General features: G+C 70.5%; 19 protein-coding genes, 2 pseudogenes and 1 riboswitch. Of the genes and pseudogenes, 16 read left to right on the top strand and 5 right to left on the bottom strand.

Annotation, left to right across the window (positions count from 1 at the left end; all coding sequences use genetic code 11):
* The 5 genes and pseudogenes from RWP81_RS03535 to RWP81_RS03515 form a co-directional block, all read left to right on the top strand.
* Positions 1-235 (top strand): annotated as a pseudogene (locus RWP81_RS03535) (ArsR family transcriptional regulator); the annotation flags it as partial.
* Positions 236-343: 108 nt separating this feature from the next.
* Complete coding sequence (locus RWP81_RS03530) at positions 344-853, top strand: hypothetical protein (RefSeq protein ID WP_314452315.1); 510 nt, start codon at positions 344-346, stop codon at positions 851-853.
* 162 nt (positions 854-1,015) lie between these two features.
* Complete coding sequence (locus RWP81_RS03525; RefSeq protein WP_314452313.1) at positions 1,016-2,668, top strand: thiamine pyrophosphate-binding protein; 1,653 nt, start codon at positions 1,016-1,018, stop codon at positions 2,666-2,668.
* Between the two features lie 180 nt (positions 2,669-2,848).
* On the top strand, positions 2,849-3,082 hold the full coding sequence (locus RWP81_RS03520; protein ID WP_314452311.1) for a hypothetical protein: 234 nt from the start codon (positions 2,849-2,851) through the stop codon (positions 3,080-3,082).
* A gap of 445 nt (positions 3,083-3,527) precedes the next feature.
* Positions 3,528-4,496, top strand: a complete 969-nt coding sequence (locus RWP81_RS03515) for a hypothetical protein (protein ID WP_314452310.1) — start codon at positions 3,528-3,530, stop codon at positions 4,494-4,496.
* A 384-nt stretch (positions 4,497-4,880) separates the two neighbouring features.
* Here the strand turns inward: RWP81_RS03515 and RWP81_RS03510 are convergent, their stop codons facing one another.
* The gene (locus tag RWP81_RS03510; RefSeq protein WP_314452307.1) at positions 4,881-6,263 is read right to left on the bottom strand and encodes an MFS transporter; all 1,383 of its coding nucleotides are present in this window, start codon (positions 6,261-6,263) and stop codon (positions 4,881-4,883) included.
* 118 nt (positions 6,264-6,381) lie between these two features.
* Between RWP81_RS03510 and RWP81_RS03505 the strand changes: the two genes are divergently transcribed.
* The 6 genes from RWP81_RS03505 (at position 6,382) to RWP81_RS03480 (ending at position 13,419) form a co-directional block, all read left to right on the top strand.
* The gene (locus tag RWP81_RS03505) at positions 6,382-7,980 is read left to right on the top strand and encodes a fumarylacetoacetate hydrolase family protein (protein WP_314452305.1); all 1,599 of its coding nucleotides are present in this window, start codon (positions 6,382-6,384) and stop codon (positions 7,978-7,980) included.
* The gene (locus RWP81_RS03500) at positions 7,980-8,672 is read left to right on the top strand and encodes a GntR family transcriptional regulator (protein ID WP_314452303.1); all 693 of its coding nucleotides are present in this window, start codon (positions 7,980-7,982) and stop codon (positions 8,670-8,672) included. The genes RWP81_RS03505 and RWP81_RS03500 overlap by 1 nt, the downstream gene beginning before the upstream one ends.
* A gap of 91 nt (positions 8,673-8,763) precedes the next feature.
* On the top strand, positions 8,764-10,284 hold the full coding sequence (hpaE, locus tag RWP81_RS03495) for a 5-carboxymethyl-2-hydroxymuconate semialdehyde dehydrogenase (protein ID WP_314452301.1): 1,521 nt from the start codon (positions 8,764-8,766) through the stop codon (positions 10,282-10,284).
* A gap of 172 nt (positions 10,285-10,456) precedes the next feature.
* A complete protein-coding gene (gene hpaD / locus RWP81_RS03490) occupies positions 10,457-11,617 on the top strand; it encodes a 3,4-dihydroxyphenylacetate 2,3-dioxygenase (protein ID WP_314452299.1) in 1,161 nt (386 codons plus the stop codon).
* 231 nt (positions 11,618-11,848) lie between these two features.
* Positions 11,849-12,634, top strand: a complete 786-nt coding sequence (locus tag RWP81_RS03485; protein ID WP_314452298.1) for a fumarylacetoacetate hydrolase family protein — start codon at positions 11,849-11,851, stop codon at positions 12,632-12,634.
* Positions 12,619-13,419, top strand: coding sequence for an aldolase/citrate lyase family protein (locus RWP81_RS03480; RefSeq protein ID WP_314452297.1), 801 nt, complete (start codon positions 12,619-12,621; stop codon positions 13,417-13,419). Before RWP81_RS03485 ends, RWP81_RS03480 begins: the two co-directional genes overlap by 16 nt.
* Here the strand turns inward: RWP81_RS03480 and RWP81_RS03475 are convergent.
* A complete protein-coding gene (locus RWP81_RS03475) occupies positions 13,413-14,252 on the bottom strand; it encodes a helix-turn-helix transcriptional regulator (RefSeq protein ID WP_314452294.1) in 840 nt (279 codons plus the stop codon). The two genes, RWP81_RS03480 and RWP81_RS03475, sit on opposite strands and share 7 nt — an antisense overlap.
* A gap of 101 nt (positions 14,253-14,353) precedes the next feature.
* Here RWP81_RS03475 and hxlB point away from each other — a divergent pair, with 101 nt between their 5' ends.
* Both hxlB and hxlA read left to right on the top strand, forming a co-directional pair.
* Positions 14,354-14,929, top strand: a complete 576-nt coding sequence (hxlB, locus tag RWP81_RS03470; RefSeq protein WP_314452292.1) for a 6-phospho-3-hexuloisomerase — start codon at positions 14,354-14,356, stop codon at positions 14,927-14,929.
* A 31-nt stretch (positions 14,930-14,960) separates the two neighbouring features.
* Positions 14,961-15,584 carry a 3-hexulose-6-phosphate synthase gene (gene hxlA, locus RWP81_RS03465; protein ID WP_314452290.1) on the top strand — a complete coding sequence of 208 codons (624 nt, stop codon included), beginning with the start codon at positions 14,961-14,963 and terminating at the stop codon, positions 15,582-15,584.
* A gap of 66 nt (positions 15,585-15,650) precedes the next feature.
* Here hxlA and RWP81_RS03460 read toward each other — a convergent pair whose 3' ends face one another.
* The 3 genes from RWP81_RS03460 to glyA form a co-directional block, all read right to left on the bottom strand.
* Positions 15,651-16,136 (bottom strand): cytochrome C5, encoded by a 486-nt coding sequence (locus RWP81_RS03460; protein WP_314452288.1) that lies wholly within the window; start codon positions 16,134-16,136, stop codon positions 15,651-15,653.
* A gap of 157 nt (positions 16,137-16,293) precedes the next feature.
* Positions 16,294-17,178, bottom strand: a complete 885-nt coding sequence (locus RWP81_RS03455; RefSeq protein WP_314452286.1) for a bifunctional methylenetetrahydrofolate dehydrogenase/methenyltetrahydrofolate cyclohydrolase — start codon at positions 17,176-17,178, stop codon at positions 16,294-16,296.
* A 613-nt stretch (positions 17,179-17,791) separates the two neighbouring features.
* Positions 17,792-19,066, bottom strand: a complete 1,275-nt coding sequence (gene glyA / locus RWP81_RS03450) for a serine hydroxymethyltransferase (RefSeq protein WP_314452284.1) — start codon at positions 19,064-19,066, stop codon at positions 17,792-17,794.
* 57 nt (positions 19,067-19,123) lie between these two features.
* A riboswitch (ZMP/ZTP riboswitch) is annotated at positions 19,124-19,209 on the bottom strand.
* A gap of 217 nt (positions 19,210-19,426) precedes the next feature.
* Between glyA and RWP81_RS03445 the strand changes: the two genes are divergently transcribed.
* From RWP81_RS03445 to RWP81_RS03435, 3 genes and pseudogenes are all read left to right on the top strand, one after another.
* A complete protein-coding gene (locus tag RWP81_RS03445) occupies positions 19,427-19,813 on the top strand; it encodes a YrdB family protein (protein ID WP_314452282.1) in 387 nt (128 codons plus the stop codon).
* The gene (locus RWP81_RS03440) at positions 19,810-21,174 is read left to right on the top strand and encodes an FAD-linked oxidase C-terminal domain-containing protein (RefSeq protein WP_314452280.1); all 1,365 of its coding nucleotides are present in this window, start codon (positions 19,810-19,812) and stop codon (positions 21,172-21,174) included. The genes RWP81_RS03445 and RWP81_RS03440 overlap by 4 nt, the downstream gene beginning before the upstream one ends.
* Positions 21,175-21,277: 103 nt before the next feature.
* Positions 21,278-21,575 (top strand): annotated as a pseudogene (locus RWP81_RS03435) (murein L,D-transpeptidase); the annotation flags it as partial.

The raw sequence follows: 21,575 nt of genomic DNA, 5'->3' as shown, positions 1-21,575 counted from the left end.
GCCCGACGCCGTCGACGCGCGTCTCGCCGCCCAGGTGGCGGACGCCGCCGAACGGGGGTGGGCCCGAAGTCATGACGAGGTGATCCCTACGCTCCGCGCGGTGGCTGTCCCCCTCGCGGTGCAGGGCCGGGACCCCGCCGCGATCGCCGCCGTGCACGTGTCGACCGACCTCGACGACGCCGCGATCGCCGCGCGGCTGCAGGCCGCCGCGGAGGCGGTCCAAGCGGCGCTCTGAGACCCGCGAGTTCTTACGGATCCGTCAGAACCTCCGGCGCGAGGGGCACGGTCTGCTGATCTTGATCCGCGCCCGAGCACTGTCGGGCACCGATAGAAAGCAGCCGATATGTCCCTCCTTCGTCCCGCGGCCGTCGCCGTCGCCGCCTGCACCGCTCTCGCCCTGACCCTCGGTGGCGTGGCGAGCTCGGCCTTGGCCGTCGAAACCCGTCCCGCGTCGTTCCCGTCCTTCAGCACCTCCGCCCCGGTGCCCCCGACCGCGGCCAACCCGTTCCCGGGGGTCTCGTTCATCACCCCGGCTCCGAGCAAGACGAAGCTCGCCTACAACACGCAGGTGCAGGTCACCTTCGCCGGCGAGATCAGCGCCGTGGGCACGTCGACGTTCTTCGTCACCGACGACCGCGGGGCGCGCATCGCCGGCACGGTGTTCCTGGCACCCGTCTACGGATCCGGCGGCCGCGAGAACACGTGGGTGTTCAGCGCCAAGAACGGCTTCCCGCGCAACGCGCAGCTGACCGTGCACCTTCAGGGGATCACCACCTCGACGGGGTCGAAACTGCCGACGGCGACGTCGAAGTTCTCCACGGGAACGTCGTACCAGTACGGCGGTCTGTCCTGAGGGCGAGCGGCGCTCGGCCCCGCGTGGCAGCGGGATCATATATGATCACTCCCGTCAGGCGCACGAGGCCGTGCGTCGCTGCTCGAAAAAAGGGCACGTAGCGCGAGAACCGCGCGAGACACATACGGCTCATTCCCGTTCCTGTTTCGCGAAAGGCTCATCATGCCCATCGTCTCCGCGCACGTCGCCCACACTCTCGGTCGCCACATCGACCACGTCTTCGGGGTGATGGGCAACGGCAACGCCCACTTCCTCGACGCCCTCCATCGCCAGACCGACGTCGCCTTCACCGCGATGCGGCACGAGGCGGGCGGTGTCGTCGCCGCCGACGCCCACTATCGCGCGTCCGGCCGCATCGCCGCGGCGACCGCCACGTACGGCGCGGGCTTCACCAACACCCTCACCGCGCTCGCCGAGGCAGCTCAGGCCCGCGTCCCCCTGCTGCTGGTCGTAGGCGACGAGCCCACCTCCGGCCCCCGCCCGTGGGGCGTCGACCAGGTCGCCCTGGCCTCGGCGGTCGGCGTGCGCACGTACACGGTGGGAGACCGGGATGCCACGGCCACCGTCCTCATCGCGCTCGAACACGCGCTGACCTACCGCGTGCCGGTGGTGCTGGCCATCCCCTATGACGTCGTGACGCGTGAGGCGGGCCCGCTGACGGATGCCGGGACCGTGATGCTGCCCGCGCCCCTCGCACCGCGGGGGCCCGCGGCGGAGGCGACCCTCGACCGCATCGCCGACGCCCTCGCCGGCGCCGAGCGGCCGTTCCTGCTCGCCGGCCGCGGCGCGTGGCTCGCCGACGCGGGCGCTGCGCTCGGGCGTCTCGCCGAGGTGACCGGTGCGATCACGGCATCCACCGCCCTCGGTCGCGGCATCTTCCCCGACACCGCTCACGACCTCGGGGTCACGGGGGGCTTCGGCGCCGCGGGCGCGATGGAACTCGTGCGCGAGGCAGACGTCGCGGTGGTCTTCGGCGCGGGGCTCAACCAGTTCACGATGCGCTTCGGCGAACTCTTCGCCCCGCGCACGCAGGTCTTCCAGATCGACGTCGCCCCCACCGCCACCCACGCGCAGGTGGGCGGGTTCGTTCGGGCGGATGCCGCGCTGGCGGCCGAGGCGCTCGTGGAGCGTCTTCTCTCCCACGGCGCCGTGTCGTCCGGCTGGCGTGACCGCGTGGACGTGGCTCCCCTTCGCGAGCAGGAGCCCGGCGAGGGCCTCGCCCCCGATGGCCGCCTCGACCCCCGCTCGGCCGCCGCGCGCATCGCCGAACTGCTGCCCGAAGACCGCGTCGTCGTCTCCGACGGGGGCCACTTCCTCGGCTGGTCGAACATGTACTGGCCGGTCGCCTCGCCCGATCGAGTCATGATGGTCGGCACCGCCTATCAGTCCATCGGACTCGGCTTCCCCTCGGTCGCGGGAGCCATCGCCGCCCGGCCCGAATCGACCGTCGTGCTCACCACCGGCGACGGCGGCGGGCTCATGGCGATCGCCGACCTCGAGAGCGCGGTGCGCTCCGCGCGGGGCCACGGCATCGCGGTGGTGTGGAACGACGCCGCCTACGGCGCCGAGATCAACCTCTACGGCCTGAAGGGCCTCGCCCGCGAGCCCATGCTGATCCCCGAGGTCGACTTCGCGGCCGTCGCGCGCGGCTTCGGTGCCGAGGGCGTCGTCGTGCGCGAGGTGGCCGATCTCGAAGCCCTGGCCGAGTGGACGCGGCGCGATCCCGAGGACCGCGCCTTCCTGCTGCTCGATCTGCGCATCAGCGGCGACGTCATCGCGCCCTATCAGCGCGAGATCATCAGGGTGAACGCGTAACCGCGGTCGGGCTCACCGCCGCGACTGCCGAGCCGGTCGCCGCGAACGGCCGCACGCGCGGCGCCGCCGACATCTCCGATTCCCTCAGCCTGCCCAGGGCCCTCGGCCTCAGCGAACCCGCGCTTCACTACGGACCGTCCGACCCGCCAGCGTCGCGGGCGGCCGCTACGGTGGGGTCACATGGGGACGAGAACGCGCCTGATCGCCGCGGGCACCGCGATCGCACTGATCGGCGGCGGCGTCGTGGTGCTGTACTTTTTTCAGCCCTGGCGCAGCTGCGACTACGAGGACACGTCGGCGGGCTGCGCGATGCTGCCGCATGACGCCGCGGCGATGGGGATCGCGGCGGTGGTCTTCGTCGTGGGGGTCGTCGTTCTCGCGGCGGGCGGGCTGATGCGCACGTCGCGCGCGTGATCGAACCGCGTCCCCTTCGGCAAGTGATTCCGCGATCGAGGTGCTCTCCGCCGCCCCTTCCGCGGCAGTCGGCCCGCCGCCATCGGAGAAACGATGGCGCGGACCGCGGTCACCGGGCCTGACGTCGTCACGGTCTGGTGGCGATCGCGCGCGGCTCGATGCCCGACCGCGCCGCGTGATCGCGACCGTTGACATTCCCCATGACGTCGTCGCGTCGCGCCGCATCCGCTCGTTCGCCGCAGATGGTCGACCCCGCGCGCGTGGGGCGACAAAGCGAGGCAAACAGCGCCGGGCACGAGAGGGACAATTGTCGCAGATAGTCAGGAGCGAGCGGGACCGAACCACGCCGGCGGGCCGGCGGCGCGTCACGGTGAGGAGCGAAATTCTCTCCACAGATTGCGGATGCCGTCCCGACGCGCCGCTCCGAAGCTGCGATGTTTCAGGGGTGAGAGCTGCATCCCTGCCCGCCGATCTGCCCGAGTCCTTCTCTGTCGGCGAGGCGTTGCAGCTCGGCGTGTCGCGGCGACGACTCCGAGCTGCCGACCTGTCCTCCCCCTTTTACGGCGTGCGGACACGCTCGGCCCCGCCGGACGATGCGTTCGAGGCATCCGTTCGCCGTCGATCGGCTCAATACGCCGCGCGGATGCGAGAGTGCGAGTTCTTGTGCCTGGTCGCCGCGGCTGTGGCGTGGGGCGCGCCGCTACCCTTGTCGGTCTTTCGCATCCGCGACGGATCGAACCGGCTCGTCGAGCGCCCCCTCGACGTCGGTGTGCTTCTGCCCTCGCGCGCGAGCAGGGCGCGCGGAGTGCGCGGCACCTCGATCGCGGCGGGGATGGGCAGTGTCCGTACGGAACCCGTGAGCGGCCTGCACGTGACAAGCCCGGCGACGACGTGGGCGATGATGGGCGCCCTGCTGCAGCGGGACGACCTGGTCGCCCTCGGCGACGCGTTCGTGCGCGAGCCGATGCGCTCGGGTGACCCACCGGCGCTCTCGACGATTGCCGAGCTCACGGCAGCCCTCGAAGCGGGGCGCCGGCGGGGTGCGGTCACGCTACGCGAAGCGCTGTCACTGGTACGTACGCGCTCCTGGTCGAGGAAGGAGACCGAGACGCGGTTGGTGCTGATGGCTGCGGGGCTTCCCGAGCCGTCGCTGAACTGGCCGGTGGTCGTGGAGGGAAGGGTGGTGGCGCTGATCGATGTGGCCTATCCGGAGCGCGAGGTGGGCTTCGAGTACGCGGGCGAGCAGCACCTCACAGACCCGCGACAGTGGGCGCGCGACATCCGTCGCTACGAGATGCTCGCCGACCTTGGGTGGCGCATCATCCGCGTCACCGCCTCCGACCTCGCCCAGCACCGCGTGCAGTTCGTGGACAGGGCGCGCGCCGCGCTCACCGCGCAGCCCCGCCCCCGCTGACATCTTTCCGCGCAGCCGCTGCGTCGGCGGCAGCTCGCCGCCCACCGAGCCGCGGCATCCATTCACTTGACTCGCATGGCCGCGCCACGCCCCCACGATTGACCATCCCACGCAAACCGACCGACGGCCCCGCGTCCCGTTGCCGCTGATGGTCAGCATCACTGAGCCTGACCGACCATCTCAGGCAAACCGACCGACGGCCCCCGCGTCCCGTTGCCTCAGATGGTCAGCAGCACCGGGCATGACCGACCATCTCGGGCGAACGTATCTCGCCGCGCCACGAAGCCGACGCGCGCAGTCTCGAGCTCGGGTGCCGGCTCGGATGTCCGCACACGCCGACGGCCCCGCCGCACACGAGCGCAGCGGAGCCATCGACCACGACGATCAGACCCGCGACAACCCGCGGATCGGGCTGACCTCTTGCTCGGCCTCGTGGTCGGGGCCGAGGGGGATGCCGCTGCGGTCGCGCAGCAGCAGGGTCGCGACGAGTCCGAGCACCGCCATGATCGCGAGATACACCGTCACCGAGACCGTCGTTCCGGTCAGGTCCACGAGCGCCGTGGCGATCGTGGGGGCGAACGCCCCACCGCAGATCGCGCCGATGGCGTACGAGATCGAGACGCCGGAGAAGCGGATGGATGCCGGGAACAGCTCGGCGTAGAGCGCCGCCTGCGGGCCGTAGGTCAGGCCGAGTCCGACCGTCAGCAGCACGAGACCCAGCGCGAGCATCCCCACGCTGCCGGAGTTGACGAGCGGGAACAGCGCCACGATCGCCACGAGCAGCGCGATCCATCCGATGACGTAGGTGTTGCGGCGCCCGATCTTGTCGCCCAGCCAGCCGCCGATCCAGGTGAAGACGAACCACGACACCGCCGACAGGGTCACGGCGCCGAGCACGTCGGCTGTCGCCAAGCCCAACGGACCGTCGGGATTGGTCGCATACCGCTGGATGTAGCCGCCGGTGGTCATGTAGCCCACGGCGTTGTTGCCGGCGAACACGAACGCGGCGATGATCACGAGCAGCGCGTGCTTGCGGAACAGCTGCACGATCGGCATCCGGGTCTGCTCCTTGCGTTCGGCGATCTCGACGAACACCGGGCTCTCCTCCACCTTCCGACGCACGTAGTAGCCGATCAGGATGAGCACGAACGACAGCAGGAACGGTACGCGCCAGCCCCACGCGAGGAACGCGTCGCCGGGGGCGATGAGCGCCATGAGCGCCAGCATGCCGCTCGCGAGCAGCAGCCCGAGGGGAACGCCGAGCTGCGGCGACGCGCCGAACAGGCTGCGCTTGGCCTTGGGGGCGTGCTCCACGGCCATGAGCACCGCTCCGCCCCACTCACCACCGGCCGAGATGCCCTGCAGCACACGCAGCAGGATCAACAGAGCGGGAGCGGCGACGCCGATGACGTCGTACGTCGGCAGGACGCCGATGAGGGTGGTCGAGGCTCCCATGAGGATCAGCGTCAGCATCAGCACGACCCGGCGGCCGTACTTGTCGCCGAGGTGGCCCGCGAGGAAGGCGCCAAGCGGGCGGAAGAGGAAGCTCAACCCCACGGTGAGGAACGCCAGAATCTGCGCGATGCCGGGACCCGCGGGTGCGAAGAACAACTGACCGAACACCAGCCCCGCAGCCGACGCGTAGAGGAAGAAGTCGTACCACTCGACGGTGGTGCCGACAACGGTGGCGAAGACCACGCGGCGGCGGTCCGTGGACGTGGAGATGGTGCCGGTGGGCGTGAATCCCGGCGGTTGCGAGCGAGACATGGGGACTCCTTCGAGACGTCGTCGTCATGGGCCCCGGCGTCGTCCTCGGTGACGAGGCGCCGTTTGCGGGGGCGTTGGTCATCGTATACGATTTCGGATACGACGCAAGGGAGCTTCCATGATCGACCGCACCGACCCCCGGTTCACCGTCCTCGATGGGCGCCCGGGCAAGATCGTTGCCGTCCACCTCTCGTACGCCTCGCGCGCCGACCAGAGGGGCCGCCGACCCGCGGCCCCGTCCTATTTCTTCAAACCGTCGAGCTCGCTCGCCCCCTCGGGTGCCGAGATCGTCCGCCCCGCCGGCACCGAACTCCTGGCGTTCGAGGGCGAGATCGCGCTGATCATCGGCGAGCCCGCGCGGTGGGTGACTCCGGATGCCGCGTGGTCGCACGTGGCATCCGTCACCGCGGCGAACGACTTCGGTCTGTACGACCTGCGCGCGAACGACAAGGGCTCCAACGTGCGGTCCAAGGGCGGCGACGGCTACACGCCGCTCGGTCCGGAACTCATCGACGCCCGCGCGGTCGACCCCACGGCCCTGCGTCTGCGCACCTGGGTCGACGGCGACCTCGTGCAGGACGACACCACCGCCGGCCTGCTCTTCCCTCTCGCGCAGATCGTCGCCGACCTGTCGCAGCACTTCACCCTCGAAACCGGCGACGTCATCCTGACCGGCACCCCGGCGGGCTCGTCGGTGGTCGTTCCCGGTCAGACCGTCGAGGTGCAGGTGGATGCCGGGGCGCACTCGACCGGCCGGCTCCGCACCACGGTGGTGCAGGGCTCGCGGTCCTTCGACGCCGGACTCGGCTCACTCCCCGCGGTCGACGACACCCAGCGCACCGAGGCGTGGGGCTCGTCCGAGGCCGCGGCCGCAGGGGCCCTCGCGGGGACAGGGGATCACGCCGGAACAGGACGCCCCGACGCGGATCGTCCTGTTCTCGCCGGTTCCCCTGTCCTGACGTCCGACGACCCGGCACCCCACCTCGCCCCGAGCACCTCCGGGAAGATGGATGCCACGGCCCCACGCCTCACGCCGGAGCTGCGAGCCAAGCTGTCTCGCGTCCCCGTCGCCGCCCTCAGCGGACAGCTCCGCAAGCGCGGCCTCGACGACGTCACGATCGACGGCGTGCACGCGCTCACCCCCGGCAGCCGCTTCGTCGGTACGGCCCGGACCCTGCGCTTCCTCCCCCACCGCGAAGATCTCTTCGCCGCGCGCGGCGGCGGCCAGAACGCGCAGAAACGCGCGTTCGACGCGGTCGGCGAGGGCGAGGTCATCGTCATCGAGGCGCGAGGCGAGACCGGATCGGGAACGCTCGGCGACATCCTCGCCATCCGCGCCCACGCGCGGGGAGCAGCAGCGATCGTCACCGACGGCGGCGTCCGCGACGCCGAAGCCGTGGCCGCGGTCGGCATCCCCGTCTTCACCGCCGGCCCGCACCCCGCCGTGCTCGGTCGCCGGCACGTCCCCTGGGAGACCGACGTGGCCGTCGGCTGCGGCGGCACGACCGTCGAGCCCGGCGACATCCTCGTCGGCGACGGCGACGGCGTCATCCTCATCCCTCCCGCGATCGCCGAAGAGGTGGCCGACGCCGCCCTCGCGCAAGAAGAGGAGGACGCCTGGATCGCCGGCCGCGTGGCATCCGGTCATCCCCTCGACGGGCTCTTCCCCATGAACGCCGACTGGCGCGCGCGCTACGAGAGCGAAAGGAACGCCTGATGGATGCCACGACCCCCGCGACCTCCCGCAGCAAATCGCAGCAGGCCTATCACTGGGTCAAGGAGCGCATCGCCTCGCAGGAGTTCACCCCCGGCTACCGCCTCGTGCTCGGTACGATCGCCGGCGAGCTCGACATGAGCGTCGTGCCGGTGCGCGAGGCCATCCGCCAACTCGAGGCCGAGGGCCTGGTGATGTTCGAGCGCAACGTCGGCGCGCGCGTCTCGATGGTCGACGACACCGCGTACCGCTTCAGCATGCAGGCGCTCAGCCTGCTCGAGGGGGCGGCGACCGCACTCTCCGCACGTGCCCTCACCACGAACGACGTGCGCCGCGCGCGCGAGATCAACGAGCTCATGGTCGAGACCCTCGAGCACTTCGACCCGCGCGCGTTCACCGCACTGAACCAGGAGTTCCACGCCATCCTGTTCGCCAAGTGCGTCAACCCGCGCATGCTCGAGCTGGTGCAGGCCGAGTGGGCTCGCCTCGGCCACCTCCGCGATTCGACGTTCAGCTTCGTCCCCGGCCGCGCCGCCGAGTCGGTGCGCGAGCACGAGAACATCCTCGTGCTCATCGAGACCGGCGCCCCGCTCGCCGAGATCGAGAAGGCCTCGCGACGCCACCGCTCGGCCACCCTCGACGCCTACATGATCCACGAGCACCCTGACCAGGTGCTCGGCCTGCCCGCCTTCTGATCTCCGGATGCCGCACACCCCACGCCCCGACGGCACCGTCGCCACGGAACCTGCGTCACCGGCATCCACCCCCTCCACCGAAGGAGTCCGCATGACCACCCCGCTCACCACCGCCCGCCGCATCCCGGCCGACCTCCCCGAGCGCATCCAGCACTACATCGGGGGCGCCTTCGTCGACTCGGTCGACGGCGACACGTTCGACGTGCTCGACCCGGTGACCAACAAGACCTACCTGACGGCCGCCGCGGGCAAGAAGGCCGACGTCGATCTCGCCGTCGCCGCTGCCCGCACGGCCTTCATCGAGGGACCCTGGCCGCGCATGCTCCCCCGCGAGAGATCCCGCGTGCTGCACCGCATCGCCGACATCGTCGAGTCGCGCGACGAGCGCCTCGCCGAGCTCGAGAGCTTCGACTCCGGCCTCCCGATCACTCAGGCGCTGGGCCAGGCCCGCCGCGCGGCCGAGAACTTCCGCTTCTTCGCCGACCTGATCGTCGCCCAGACCGACGACGCGTTCAAGGTGCCCGGCCGTCAACTCAACTACGTCAACCGCAAGCCGATCGGCGTCGCCGGCCTCATCACGCCGTGGAACACGCCCTTCATGCTCGAGTCGTGGAAGCTCGGACCCGCCCTCGCGACCGGCAACACCGTCGTGCTCAAGCCCGCCGAGTTCACTCCGCTGTCAGCGTCGCTGTGGGCCGGGATCTTCGAGGAGGCGGGCCTGCCCGAGGGCGTGTTCAACCTCGTCAACGGCCTCGGCGAAGACGCCGGAGACGCCCTCGTGAAGCACCCCGACGTGCCGCTCATCTCGTTCACCGGCGAGAGCAGCACCGGGCAGCTGATCTTCGCCAACGCCGCTCCCTTCCTGAAGGGCCTGTCGATGGAGCTCGGCGGCAAGAGCCCGGCGATCGTCTTCGCCGACGCAGACCTGGATGCCGCGATCGACGCGACCATCTTCGGGGTGTTCTCGCTCAACGGCGAGCGCTGCACCGCCGGCAGCCGCATCCTCGTGGAGCGTTCGGTGTACGACGCCTTCGTCGAGCGGTACGCAGCGCAGGCCGACCGTGTGAAGGTCGGCTACCCCGACGACCCCGAGACCGAGGTGGGAGCCCTCGTGCACCCCGAGCACTACGCGAAGGTCATGTCGTACGTCGAGATCGGCAAGACCGAGGGGCGCCTGGTCGCCGGCGGCGGTCGCCCCGAGGACTTCGACGAGGGCAACTTCGTGCGCCCCACGGTGTTCGCCGATGTCGCCCCCGACGCGCGCATCTTCCAGGAGGAGATCTTCGGACCCGTCGTCGCGATCACCCCCTTCGACACGGATGCCGAGGCTCTCGCGCTCGCGAACGACACCCGCTACGGCCTCGCGGCCTACGTCTGGACGAACGACCTGAAGCGCGCGCACCTGTTCGCCCAGAACGTCGAGGCCGGCATGGTGTGGCTGAACAGCAACAACGTCCGCGACCTCCGCACCCCCTTCGGCGGCGTGAAGGCCTCGGGACTCGGGCACGAGGGCGGCTACCGCTCGATCGACTTCTATACCGACCAGCAGGCCGTGCACATCACGCTCGGCGGCGCCCACAACCCCACGTTCGGCAAGGCGCCGGGGCACTGACCCCGGCTCCGCGCGGAGGGGGCGACTCTCTCGCCCCCGGGCGAAATCACACGTTCCGCCCGAGATCACCGGGTCCGCGCCGCCCCCATCGCGAGATTTCGACGCGATCGTGTGATCTCGCGAGAACCCCGCACCCCCGGCATCCATTCCTCTTCACACGCAAGGACGCGACATGACAGACCGCAGCCAGATGACCCGCACCTCCTCGGGCTTCTTCGTCTCGCAAGAGGCGCCCATCCAGGCCGAGAACCCCATCCCCACCCCCTCCTCCCCCGCGCCCGACATCGTGCGCTGCGCCTACATGGAGCTCGTGGTCACCGACCTCGCGGCATCCCGTGTCTTCTACGTCGACATCCTCGGCCTGCACATCACCGAAGAGGATGACGAAGCGATCTACCTCCGCTCGACCGAGGAGTTCATCCACCACAACCTGGTCCTACGCCAGGGCCCGATCGCCGCGGTGGCCGCGTTCTCGTATCGCGTCCGCAGCGCGGAAGATCTCGACAGGGCCGTCGCGTTCTACAGCGAGCTCGGCTGCGAGGTGCGCCGCGAGCCGAACGGGTTCACGAAGGGCATCGGCGACTCGGTGCGCGTCGTCGACCCTCTCGGCTTCCCGTACGAGTTCTTCTTCGACACCGAGCACCAGGAGCGCCTGTCGTGGCGCTACGACCTGTACTCCCCCGGCGAGCTCGTCCGCCTCGACCACTTCAATCAGATCACCCCCGACGTGCCCCGGGCGGTGAACTTCATGCAGTCGCTCGGCTTCCGCGTCACCGAAGACATCCAAGACGAAGAGGGCGTCGTCTATGCCGCGTGGATGCGCCGCAAGCCCACCGTGCACGACACCGCCATGACCGGCGGCGACGGGCCCCGCATGCACCACGTGTGCTTCGCCACGCACGAGAAGCACAACATCCTCGCCATCTGCGACAAGCTCGGCGCCCTCCGCCGATCGGATGCCATCGAGCGCGGCCCCGGTCGCCACGGCGTCTCGAACGCGTTCTACCTGTACCTGCGCGACCCCGACGGCCACCGCGTGGAGGTCTACACGCAGGACTACTACACCGGCGACCCCGACAACCCCGTCATCACGTGGGACGTGCACGACAACCAGCGCCGCGACTGGTGGGGCAACCCGGTCGTTCCGTCGTGGTACACCGAGGGCTCTCTCGTGCTCGACCTCGACGGCCGGCCCCAGCCCGTGCGCGCCCGCACGGATTCGAGTGAGATGGCCGTGACGATCGGCGCCGACGGCTTCAGCTACACGCGCCCGCCCGAGGACACGGCATCCGCAGCCCCCTCCGCCGAGTTCAAGCTCGGCAACCAGCTGTAGCAGGCGCCCCGCGAACCGCGTCCCACTTATGGCTGCCCACGCCCTCGCCAACCCGCCGAAACTGGGACACCGCCCGCACAAAGTGGGACAAGGCCCCGCTCAATTACCCGCGTCCCACTTATGGCTGCCCGTACCCCCGCCACACCGCCGAACCTGGGACACCGCCTGCACAGCCGGGGACAAGGCCTGACCACAATGGGGACGACGTCCGCACGACGCACGAAGGACAGCATGCTCACCGACGCACAGATCAACGCCATCGCCGCCGAGCTCGCCGAGGCCGACCGCGCGCATGCGGTGATTCCGCGGATCACCGCGCGGTATCCGGATGCCGTGGTCGACGACTCGTACGCCATCCAGGGCCGCTGGCGCGACACGCAGATCGCCGCGGGCCGCACCCTCGTGGGGCGCAAGATCGGGCTGACCTCCAAAGCGATGCGGCAGGCGACCGGCATCACCGAGCCCGACTACGGCGTGATGTTCGACGACACCGTGTACCGCTCGGGAGACGAGATCCCGGTCGCTCTCTTCTCCAACGTGCGCATCGAGGTCGAACTCGCATTCGTGCTGAAGACGCCACTGGAGGGGCCCGACTGCACGCTGGACGACGCCCTCGCAGCGATCGACTACGCGGTGCCCGCGCTCGAGGTGCTCAATTCGCACATCGAGCTCGAGGGACGCACCATCGTCGACACCATCAGCGACAACGCCGCCTACGGGGCGATGGTGCTCGGCGACGTCCGCAAGCGCCCCGACGAGATCGACCTGCGCTGGGTTCCGGGCGTCCTCAGCCGCAACGGCGAGATCGAGGAGACGGGTGTCGCCGCCGGCGTGCTCGGCCATCCCGCGACCGGTGTCGCGTGGCTGGCGAACAAGTTCCATCAGCACGGCGCGCGCCTGGAGGCGGGCGAGATCATCCTGGCAGGATCGTTCACACGCCCGATGTGGGTGTCGCAGGGCGACGACGTGCTGTGCGACTACGGACCGATGGGAACGATCTCGTGCCGCTTCGTCTGAGCCCCACCTTCCGCGCCGCCCTCGCGGCATCCGATCGCCCGCTCGCCGGAATGTGGGTGTGCTCGGGCAGCGCGGTGGTCACCGAGGTCGCCGCCGGCTCCGGCCTCGACTGGCTGCTGCTCGACATGGAGCACTCCGCGACCTCTCTGGAATCGGTGCTGACCCAACTGCAGGTCGCCGCCGCCTACCCGGTGACCCCGGTCGTCCGGGTGCCGTGGAACGATCCCGTGACCATCAAGCGGGTGCTCGACGTCGGGGCGCAGAACCTCATCGTGCCGATGGTCTCGTCGGCCGACGAGGCCCGAGCCGCCGTCGCGGCCACCCGGTATCCGCCCCAGGGCGTCCGCGGAGTCGGCAGCGCCCTCGCCCGCAGCGCCCGCTGGAACCGCGTCGACGGCTACCTCGCCGAGGCCGCCGAGCACGTCTCGCTGGCGGTGCAGATCGAGACGACCGCGGGCGTCGCCAACGCCGCCGAGATCGCCGCCGTCGAGGGGGTGGATGCCGTCTTCGTCGGCCCCTCCGACCTCTCGGCATCCATGGGGTTCCTGGGGCAGCAGTCGCACCCCGACGTCGTCGCGGCGGTGCACGCGGTGTTCGCCGCGGCACAGGATGCCGGGACCCCGGTCGGCGTGAACGCCTTCGATCCCGCGGTCGCCGATGCGTACCTCGACGCGGGTGCCGACTTCGTCGCGGTCGGCGCCGACGTCGCCCTGCTCGCCCGCGCATCGGAGGCGCTCGCGGCGCGCTTCGTCGCCCCGCGGGGCAGCGCGCGCGAGAGTTACTGACCGCGCGCCGTCCCCAGCGCCGCCAGCTCCGCACGCGACGAGACGCCGGCCTTTCGCAGCAGGTTCGAGACGTGGAACTTCGCCGTGTTCTCGCTGATCCCCAGACGTTCCGCGATGGCGCGGTTGCGCGAACCCGCGACGACCAGGCTGAGCACCTCGCTCTCGCGGGGGCTGAGATCGACCGCTTCGTCGAGGAAGTCGGGCCGCGGCGGCGGGTCGAGCGGCAGCACGACCGCCAGCTCAGAACCCCAGCCGGGCGTCGACGCGACATCGAAGGAGCCGTTGAGCGCGCTGACCCGCTCCACGATCGGCCCCAACGAGTCGTCGTGGGCGGTGAGGGTGCCCGCTCCGTCGTCGCGGATGCCGACCAGCAGGTTCAGCCCGTCGCAGTCCCACTGGATACGCACGCGGTGGGGGGTACCTCGATCGAGCAGGGCGAGCACGGCGCTGCGGACGATGGCCCGCGCCTCGTGGGCGACTTCGCCCGGCAGGGCACGTCCGGTCGCCGGCGGCTCGACGAACTGCACGTCGAGGTCGCCGTGCCGGACGAGCGGGCGGAGGTCGGTGCGCAAGCGAGCGAACGCACCGGTCACGGGTTCCAGCAGGGCGCTGCGCTGCTGGTCGGTCGACGTCCGCAGAACGACGAGGGCGGCGGCCGCGGTCTCGACGGCCAGGGCGCGCGCGGCCCGGTCGTCGAGCCTCGTCGACCGAAGGATCGCCAGCATCGACTCGAGCGTCACGGCGTGACGGTCGGCCTGCTCGGCGACGATGCGTTCGTGCTCGATGGCGGAATCGCGAGACGCGGGCGACGACAACTCCGCGGATTCGTTCACCCGCCCAACCTACCCCATCGGTGGGCACCTACCCGATCGGGTAGGTCACCCTGTGCCGTCGACCGGCCGCATGCTCCCCTCGCCCGGCGAATCATGGAGGAATGACTCCTCCTGACGTCGGCATGGCGGCATCCCTCGCCCGCATCTCGGGCGAGCTGACCTCGGTCCTCGACCGTCTCTCCGCCGGACCCGCGGGTCTCGATGAGGTGCTCGACGTTCTCGCCGGCGCCGACCGCGTCTTCGTCCTCGGCGCCGGCCGCTCGGGTCTCGCCCTGCAGATGACGGCGATGCGCCTCATGCACCTCGGCCTCGACGTGCACGTCGTCGGCGAGACCACCACCCCCGCGATCCGCGCCGGTGACGTGCTCCTCACCGCCAGCGGGTCGGGCACGACGACCGGGATCGTCCGTGCGGCCGAGACCGCGACCGGGGTCGGCGCGCGCATCGTCGCCATCACCACCGCGCCCGGTTCGCCGCTCGGCCAAGCGGCCGACGCCCTCGTCGTGGTGCCCGCCGCGACCAAGCTCGACCGCTCGGGAACGACCTCCGCCCAATACGCCGGCGGCCTCTTCGAACAGGCCGTCGTGCTCGTCGGCGACGCGCTCTTCGACGCGCTCTGGCGGCGCTCGGACCTCTCGGCCGACGACCTGTGGCCCCGCCACGCGAATCTCGAATGACCCTCCGCCCACCGACAGTAAGGACCCCCGAATGAAGCTGCAGTTCGCCATGGACACCCTCACGACCGAGGCCGCCCTCGATCTCGCCGCCGCCGCGGCGCCCCACGTCGACATCCTCGAGTTGGGCACGCCGCTCATCAAGAGCGAAGGCCTCTCGGCCATCACCGCCATCAAGAAGGCGCACCCCGACAAGATCGTCTTCGCCGACCTCAAGACGATGGATGCCGGTGAGCTCGAGGCAGACATCGCCTTCGGCGCCGGAGCCGACCTCGTGACCGTGCTCGGCAGCGCCGGAGACAGCACGATCATCGGAGCGGTCACCGCCGCCAAGAAGCACGGCAAGGGCGTCGTCGTCGACCTCATCGGAGTGGCCGACAAGCCGGCCCGCGCCAAGGAGGTCATCGCCCTCGGCGTCGAGTTCGTCGAGATGCACGCCGGCCTCGACGAGCAGGCCGAAGACGGCTTCACCTTCAGCACGCTGCTGCGCGACGGAGAAGCGTCCGGTGTCCCGTTCTCGGTCGCCGGTGGTGTCAACGCATCGAGCATCGCCGACGTGCAGAAGTCGGGCGCTCAGGTCGCCGTCGCCGGCAGCGCCATCTACAGCGCGCCCGATGTGGGCGCCGCGGCCGCCGAGCTCCGCGCCGCGATCGTCTGAGCACGGCCCTCTCCGGAAACGACGGAGGGACCGAGCCATCAGACTCGGTCCCTCCGTCGCCGAGGCTCAGGCCTCGGTGGTCTCTTCGTCCTCATCGTCGTCGCCGATGATCTCGATGTCTTCGACCTCGAGGTCGGGCGTCAGCTGCACGTGCACGAGCGCGTCGGGGAACGACGTCTCACCCGCGAAGACCACGATGATCGCGTCGGCGAACACGCCCACACCGATCGCTTCGAGATCGGTGCGGAGGTCGACGTCGGCGTCGAGCTCACCGTCGTCGAGGGCGTCCTCGATGTCGCTCGCGACCTCTTCGACGATGCCGCGCCAGCGGTCCTCGCTCACCGTGAGGATGTCTTTCAGGCCCGTCATGATGGCGTCGAGATCGGGGGCGTCCTCGTCGTCGAGCTCGGGATCGAGGTCGACCTCGACCTCGACACCCGCGGCCTCCAGCTGCGCCGCACCGATGACGCTGTCTTCGTCGATCTGGGCGTCGTCGAGAAGGCCGCTCTCGGTCACGCGGCGGAGGAGGTCGTTCAGCACTGACTCAGTCATGAGAAAACCTTGCCACGTCGGGCGGGTGCGCGCCTCCCCCATTGCGCGCGCGAATCCGTCTGTTCAGTCGACGGCACGGCATGGTTCACCCGTCGCGCGGTGGTGAGAGGCGATGGCGCGCGTCCCGTGCTGCGCAGATGCGACGCGCACGCGGAGATCAGACGGATGCCGCGCGCTCGGCGGCCTCGACGACGTTCGTCATCAGCAGGGCCACCGTCATCGGTCCGACACCCCCGGGGTTGGGCGAGACGAAGCCCGCCACCTCGGCGACGTCGGGGTGCACGTCGCCGTACACGCGCGACTTACCGGTCTCGGGGTCGGTCTCGCGGGTGACGCCCACGTCGAGCACGGCGGCTCCGGGCTTGACGTCTTCCGCGCGCACGATGTGCTTCACGCCCGCGGCGGCCACGATCACGTCGGCCTCCCGCAGGTGCTTCGACAGATCGGCCGTGCCGGTGTGCGTCAGCGTCACGGTCGCGTTGATCTCGCGGCGGGTCAGCAGCAGGCCGATCGAGCGGCCGATGGTCACGCCGCGCCCAACGACGACGACCTCCTTGCCCTTCAGGTCGTAACCATTGCGCAGCAGCAGCTCGATCACTCCCCGCGGCGTGCAGGGCAGCGGGGTCAGGATGGGTGCGTTGACGTTGAGCACCAGGCGGCCGAGGTTGGTGGGGTGCAGGCCGTCGGCATCCTTCGCCGGATCGATGCGCTCGAGCACTCGATCCGTGTCGATGTGCTTCGGCAGCGGCAGCTGCACGATGTAGCCGTGGCACGCGGGGTCGGCATTGAGTCGGTCGATGACGGCCTCGACCTCTTCCTGCGTGGACTCTGCGGGCAGCTCGACCTGGATCGAGTTCATGCCGATCGCCTCGGACTGCTTGTGCTTCATGCCGACGTACAACTGCGACGCCGGGTCGGCGCCCACGAGCACGGTGGCGATACCGGGCACGATGCCGCGCTCGCGCAGAGCGGCGACCCGCTCGGCCAGTTCGTCCTTGATCGCCGCGGACGCGGCCTTGCCGTCGAGAATCGTCGCCGTCATGGCATCCCTCTTCCTGAGTGTCGATGGGGGTCGTGCTGGGGGTCGCGCGGGGTATCGATCGGGGTCGCGCGGGGTATCAATCGAAGCCGCGCGGGGTGTCGATCGGGGTCGCGCGGGGGTGTCCACCCCACGCATAAACGCTTCCTGCTCGCGTAAACGCGCTGTGCTCGCGTTTATGCGAGCGGATCGCGTTTACGCGTGCTGAGCGGTGACGCCGGCGCCCGTTGGAGGCCGCGAGGCCGCCGGATGGGGACCGGCCGCCACCGCGCGCATAAACGCTTTCCACGGGCATAAACACGCTCTGCTCGCGTTTACGCACGCGGATCGCGTTTATGCGTGCTGAGCGGTGACGCCGGCGCCCGTTGGAGGCCGCGAGGCCGCCGGATGGGGACCGGCCACCACCGCGCGCATAAACGCATTCCACGGGCATAAACACGCTCTGCTCGCGTTTACACGCGCGGATCGCGTTTATGCGAAGCCGATCACGTTCACGCGAAGCGGGTCGGATGCCGTGTGCGCCAGAGCGGGACCGGATGCCGACACCCGCCGCCGTGCCGACGGCGGGTCACCCGCCGAGACGGGGCCGCAGCACGCCACCCCGCCCCGGCGGGGCTCACTGCTGCAGGTCGGGGTACAGCGGGAAGGCGTCGGCCAGCTTCGCGACACGTGCCCGCAGGGCCTCGACGTCGGCGCCCGGGATCAGCGCGAGGGCGATGATGTCGGCCACCTCGGTGAACTCCACGTCGCCGAAGCCGCGGGTCGCGAGCGCCGGGGTGCCGATGCGCAGACCCGAGGTCACCATCGGGGGACGCGGGTCGTTGGGCACGGCGTTGCGGTTGACCGTGATGTGGATCTCGTGCAGCAGGTCTTCGGCCTGCTTGCCGTCGATCTCGGCCTCGCGGAGGTCGACGAGCACGAGGTGCACGTCGGTGCCGCCCGAGCGCACCGCGATGCCGGCGTTCTTGACGTCGTCCTGGGTGAGACGGTCGGCGAGGATCGACGCGCCCCGCAGGGTGCGCTCCTGACGTTCCTTGAACTCCGGCGTCAGCGCGAGCTTGAACGCCGTCGCCTTCGCGGCGATGACGTGCATGAGCGGGCCACCCTGTTGACCGGGGAAGACCGCGGTGTTGATCTTCTTGGCGAGGGCTTCGTCGTTGGTGAGGATGAGGCCCGAGCGGGGGCCGCCGATCGTCTTGTGCACGGTGGTCGACACGACGTGAGCGTGCGGGATGGGGCTGGGGTGCACGCCCGCGGCGACGAGACCGGCGAAGTGAGCCATGTCGACCCACAGCAGGGCGCCCACCTCGTCGGCGATCGCGCGGAAGGCTTCGAAGTCGAGCTGGCGGGGGTAGGCCGACCACCCGGCGATGATGACCTTCGGCTTGTGCTCGAGGGCGAGACGGCGCACCTCGTCCATGTCGATGATCGAGGTCTCGGGGTCGACGCCGTAGGCGACGATGTCGTAGAGACGGCCCGAGAAGTTGATTTTCATGCCGTGGGTGAGGTGACCGCCCTGGTCGAGGGCGAGGCCGAGCAGCGTGTCGCCGGGGCGGGCGATGGCGTGCAGCACGGCCGCGTTCGCCGACGCGCCCGAGTGCGGCTGGACGTTGGCGTACCCGGCACCGAACAGCGTCTTGGCACGCTCGATCGCGAGGGACTCGGCCACGTCGACCTCTTCGCAGCCGCCGTAGTAGCGACGACCCGGGTAGCCCTCGGCGTACTTGTTGGTGAGTACCGAGCCCTGCGACTGCAGCACCGAGACGGGGACGAAGTTCTCGGACGCGATCATCTCGAGGAAGCCGCGCTGACGGTCGAGCTCGCGCTGCAGAACCTCGGCGATCTCGGGATCGACCTCGGAGAGAGGGGCGTTGAAGTACGGATCGGTCATGCGATCTCCTTGACGATGGTTCGGGATGCCACGGACTCGGCGAATCCGCGGAGATACCGCATCGACCCAGGCGTACGGTCGAATACCGTCAAGCGGTCGCTCCCCGGTGGTGTCCCACCTCAACGCCAGTCGCGACGCTGCCACTTTAGCGCGTATGACGCGCGCGTCCCCGCGTGTCGTGGCATCCACCGCTCCCGCACAGGGTCGGCCCGATGCGGAGGTGGCTGAGCTCGTCGAAGCCACCGGGGTCCGCGTGGGTCCGGTCCCTTCGACAGGCTCAGGGACCTCGGTCGCGTCGCGATCCGCTCAACGGTGAGCGATCCCGGATACCGTGCCCCGCTGCCCGCGTAAAATGGCGGCGTGACCGACTCCCGCAACGTCCGCGCGCAGGCGCCTCTCGCCCCCGGCATGCGCTCGCGCCCGACCGCGATCGAGATCATCAGCGTCGCCTGCGGTCTCGTCGCTTTCGTCACGCTGGCCATCTGGGGCTTCACGGCCTGGCCACTGCCCTGGAACATCGTCGCGGGCCTCGGTGCACCCGCCCTCGCCATCGTGGTGTGGGCGCTGTTCGTCTCTCCCCGCGCGGTTCTCGCCGTGCACCCCTTCATCCGCGCGATCGTCGAGCTCTTCGTCTACGCCGCCGCCACGATCGCCTGGTGGAGCATGGGGCAGGCATGGATCGGACTCGTCTTCGCCGTCGTCGCGGTGACCGTGGGCGCGGTGAACGGCCGCCGGCGCTTGGCGTGAGCGCCGACGTCGTCGCCCTGCTGCGCGCGGAACTCGGCGAACGGGTCGACGTCCGTCCCGCAGCCCTTGAGGCCGCGCGTGCCGACAAGTCGGGTCACGCCTCCCCGGGCCTCCCCCTCGCCGTCGTGCACGCGGCATCCGTGGCTGACGTGCAGGCGACGTTGCGCATCGCCTCGGCCACCCGTACTCCAGTCGTCCCGCGCGGCGCCGGCACGGGACTCGCGGGCGGCGCCAACACCGGCGGCGGCGAGATCAGCCTCTCGGTGCGCGGAATGGACCGGGTGCTCGAGGTGCGGTCCGACGACCTCCTCGCCGTGGTGGAACCCGGCATCCTCAATGCCGATCTGAACGCGCTGCTCGAACCTCACGGCGTCTGGTGGGCGCCCGACCCCGCCAGCCGCGCCATCTCGACGGTCGGCGGCAACATCGCCACCGGTGCCGGCGGGTTGCTCTGCGCGAAGTACGGCGTGGTGCGCGACGCGGTGCTCGGCGTCGACCTCGTCCTCGCCGACGGCCGCCTGCTGCACCTCGGCCATCGCAGCGTCAAGGGCGTCACCGGTCTCGACCTCACATCGCTCGTCATCGGCTCCGAGGGGACTCTCGGCGTGGTGGTGGGCGCCACCCTGAAGCTCCGCCGACTCGTCGAGGGCGAGCGCGTCACGCTGACCGCGCTCTTCGACGACGTGCGCGCCGCCGCCGTGGCCTCGGCCGCGGTCACGGCATCCGGTGCGCAGCCCGCGATCATGGAGCTGATGGATGCCACGAGCCTCGCGGCCGTGCACCGGTTGCTGTCGCTGCCGACTCCTCCCCCGGGCGCGGCGCAGCTGACGGTGCAGACGGACGGGCCCGTCGCCGCCACGGAGGCCCGCGCGATCGCCGACGTTCTCCGCGCGGCCGGCGGCACCGTCACCGTCGCAGCCGACGCTGCCGAGGGCGAGGCGCTGCTGGCGATCCGCCGCGCCATGCATCCGGCGATGGAGACGCTGGGCACGACGCTCATCGAGGACGTCTCCGTTCCCCGCAGCGCGCTGCCCGACATGTTCGATGAGATCGCACGCATCGAGCGGCAGTTCGGACTCGTGATCCCGGCCGTCGCTCACGCGGGCGACGGCAATCTGCACCCGAACTTCGTGTTCGAGGGACCCGAGGTCCCGCCGGTGGTGTGGGATGCCGCCGAGGAGCTCTTCCGCGCGGCCCTCGCACTGGGGGGCACGCTGACCGGCGAGCACGGGATCGGTGTTCTCAAGCGGCGCTGGCTGGCCGACGAGCTGGGCGACGACCAGTGGCGACTGCAGCGCGACATAGCCCGGGTGTTCGACCCGCTCGGCATCCTGAATCCGGGCAAGGTCTTCGCGCCGTGAGGGTCGCGACGACACGGGCGTGATGAGAACGTGACGTGGCTCCCGGCGAACGTGCAGCGGTCTCCCATAGCATGGGAAGACTGACTTGTGGGGGGTTCGACCAATGACCGACGGTACCGACGGCGCCACGTACGCCTGGGCTCCGGCTGAGCCGAAGGCGCGCAAGAACCGCTCCGGCCTGTGGATCGGCATTCCTGCCGGCGCCACGGCCGTGGCCCTCATCGCCGCGTCTCTCGTGCTGATCGCGCCCGGTGCGTCCGTCGCCGGTGTGCAGATCGGCGGCCTGACCGCGGGAGCCGCAGCCCAGGCGATCGACGCCCGCCTGGCGCAGACGACCATCACCGTCGAGAGCCCCGCCGGTGAGGTGACCGTCACCGGTGCCGACCTAGGCGCCACGGTCG

It is taken from the genome of uncultured Microbacterium sp., assembly GCF_963521695.1.
GTDB lineage: Bacteria > Actinomycetota > Actinomycetes > Actinomycetales > Microbacteriaceae > Microbacterium.
Note: the sequence above shows the minus strand (reverse complement) of the source record. Positions and strands in the feature narration are given on the sequence as shown.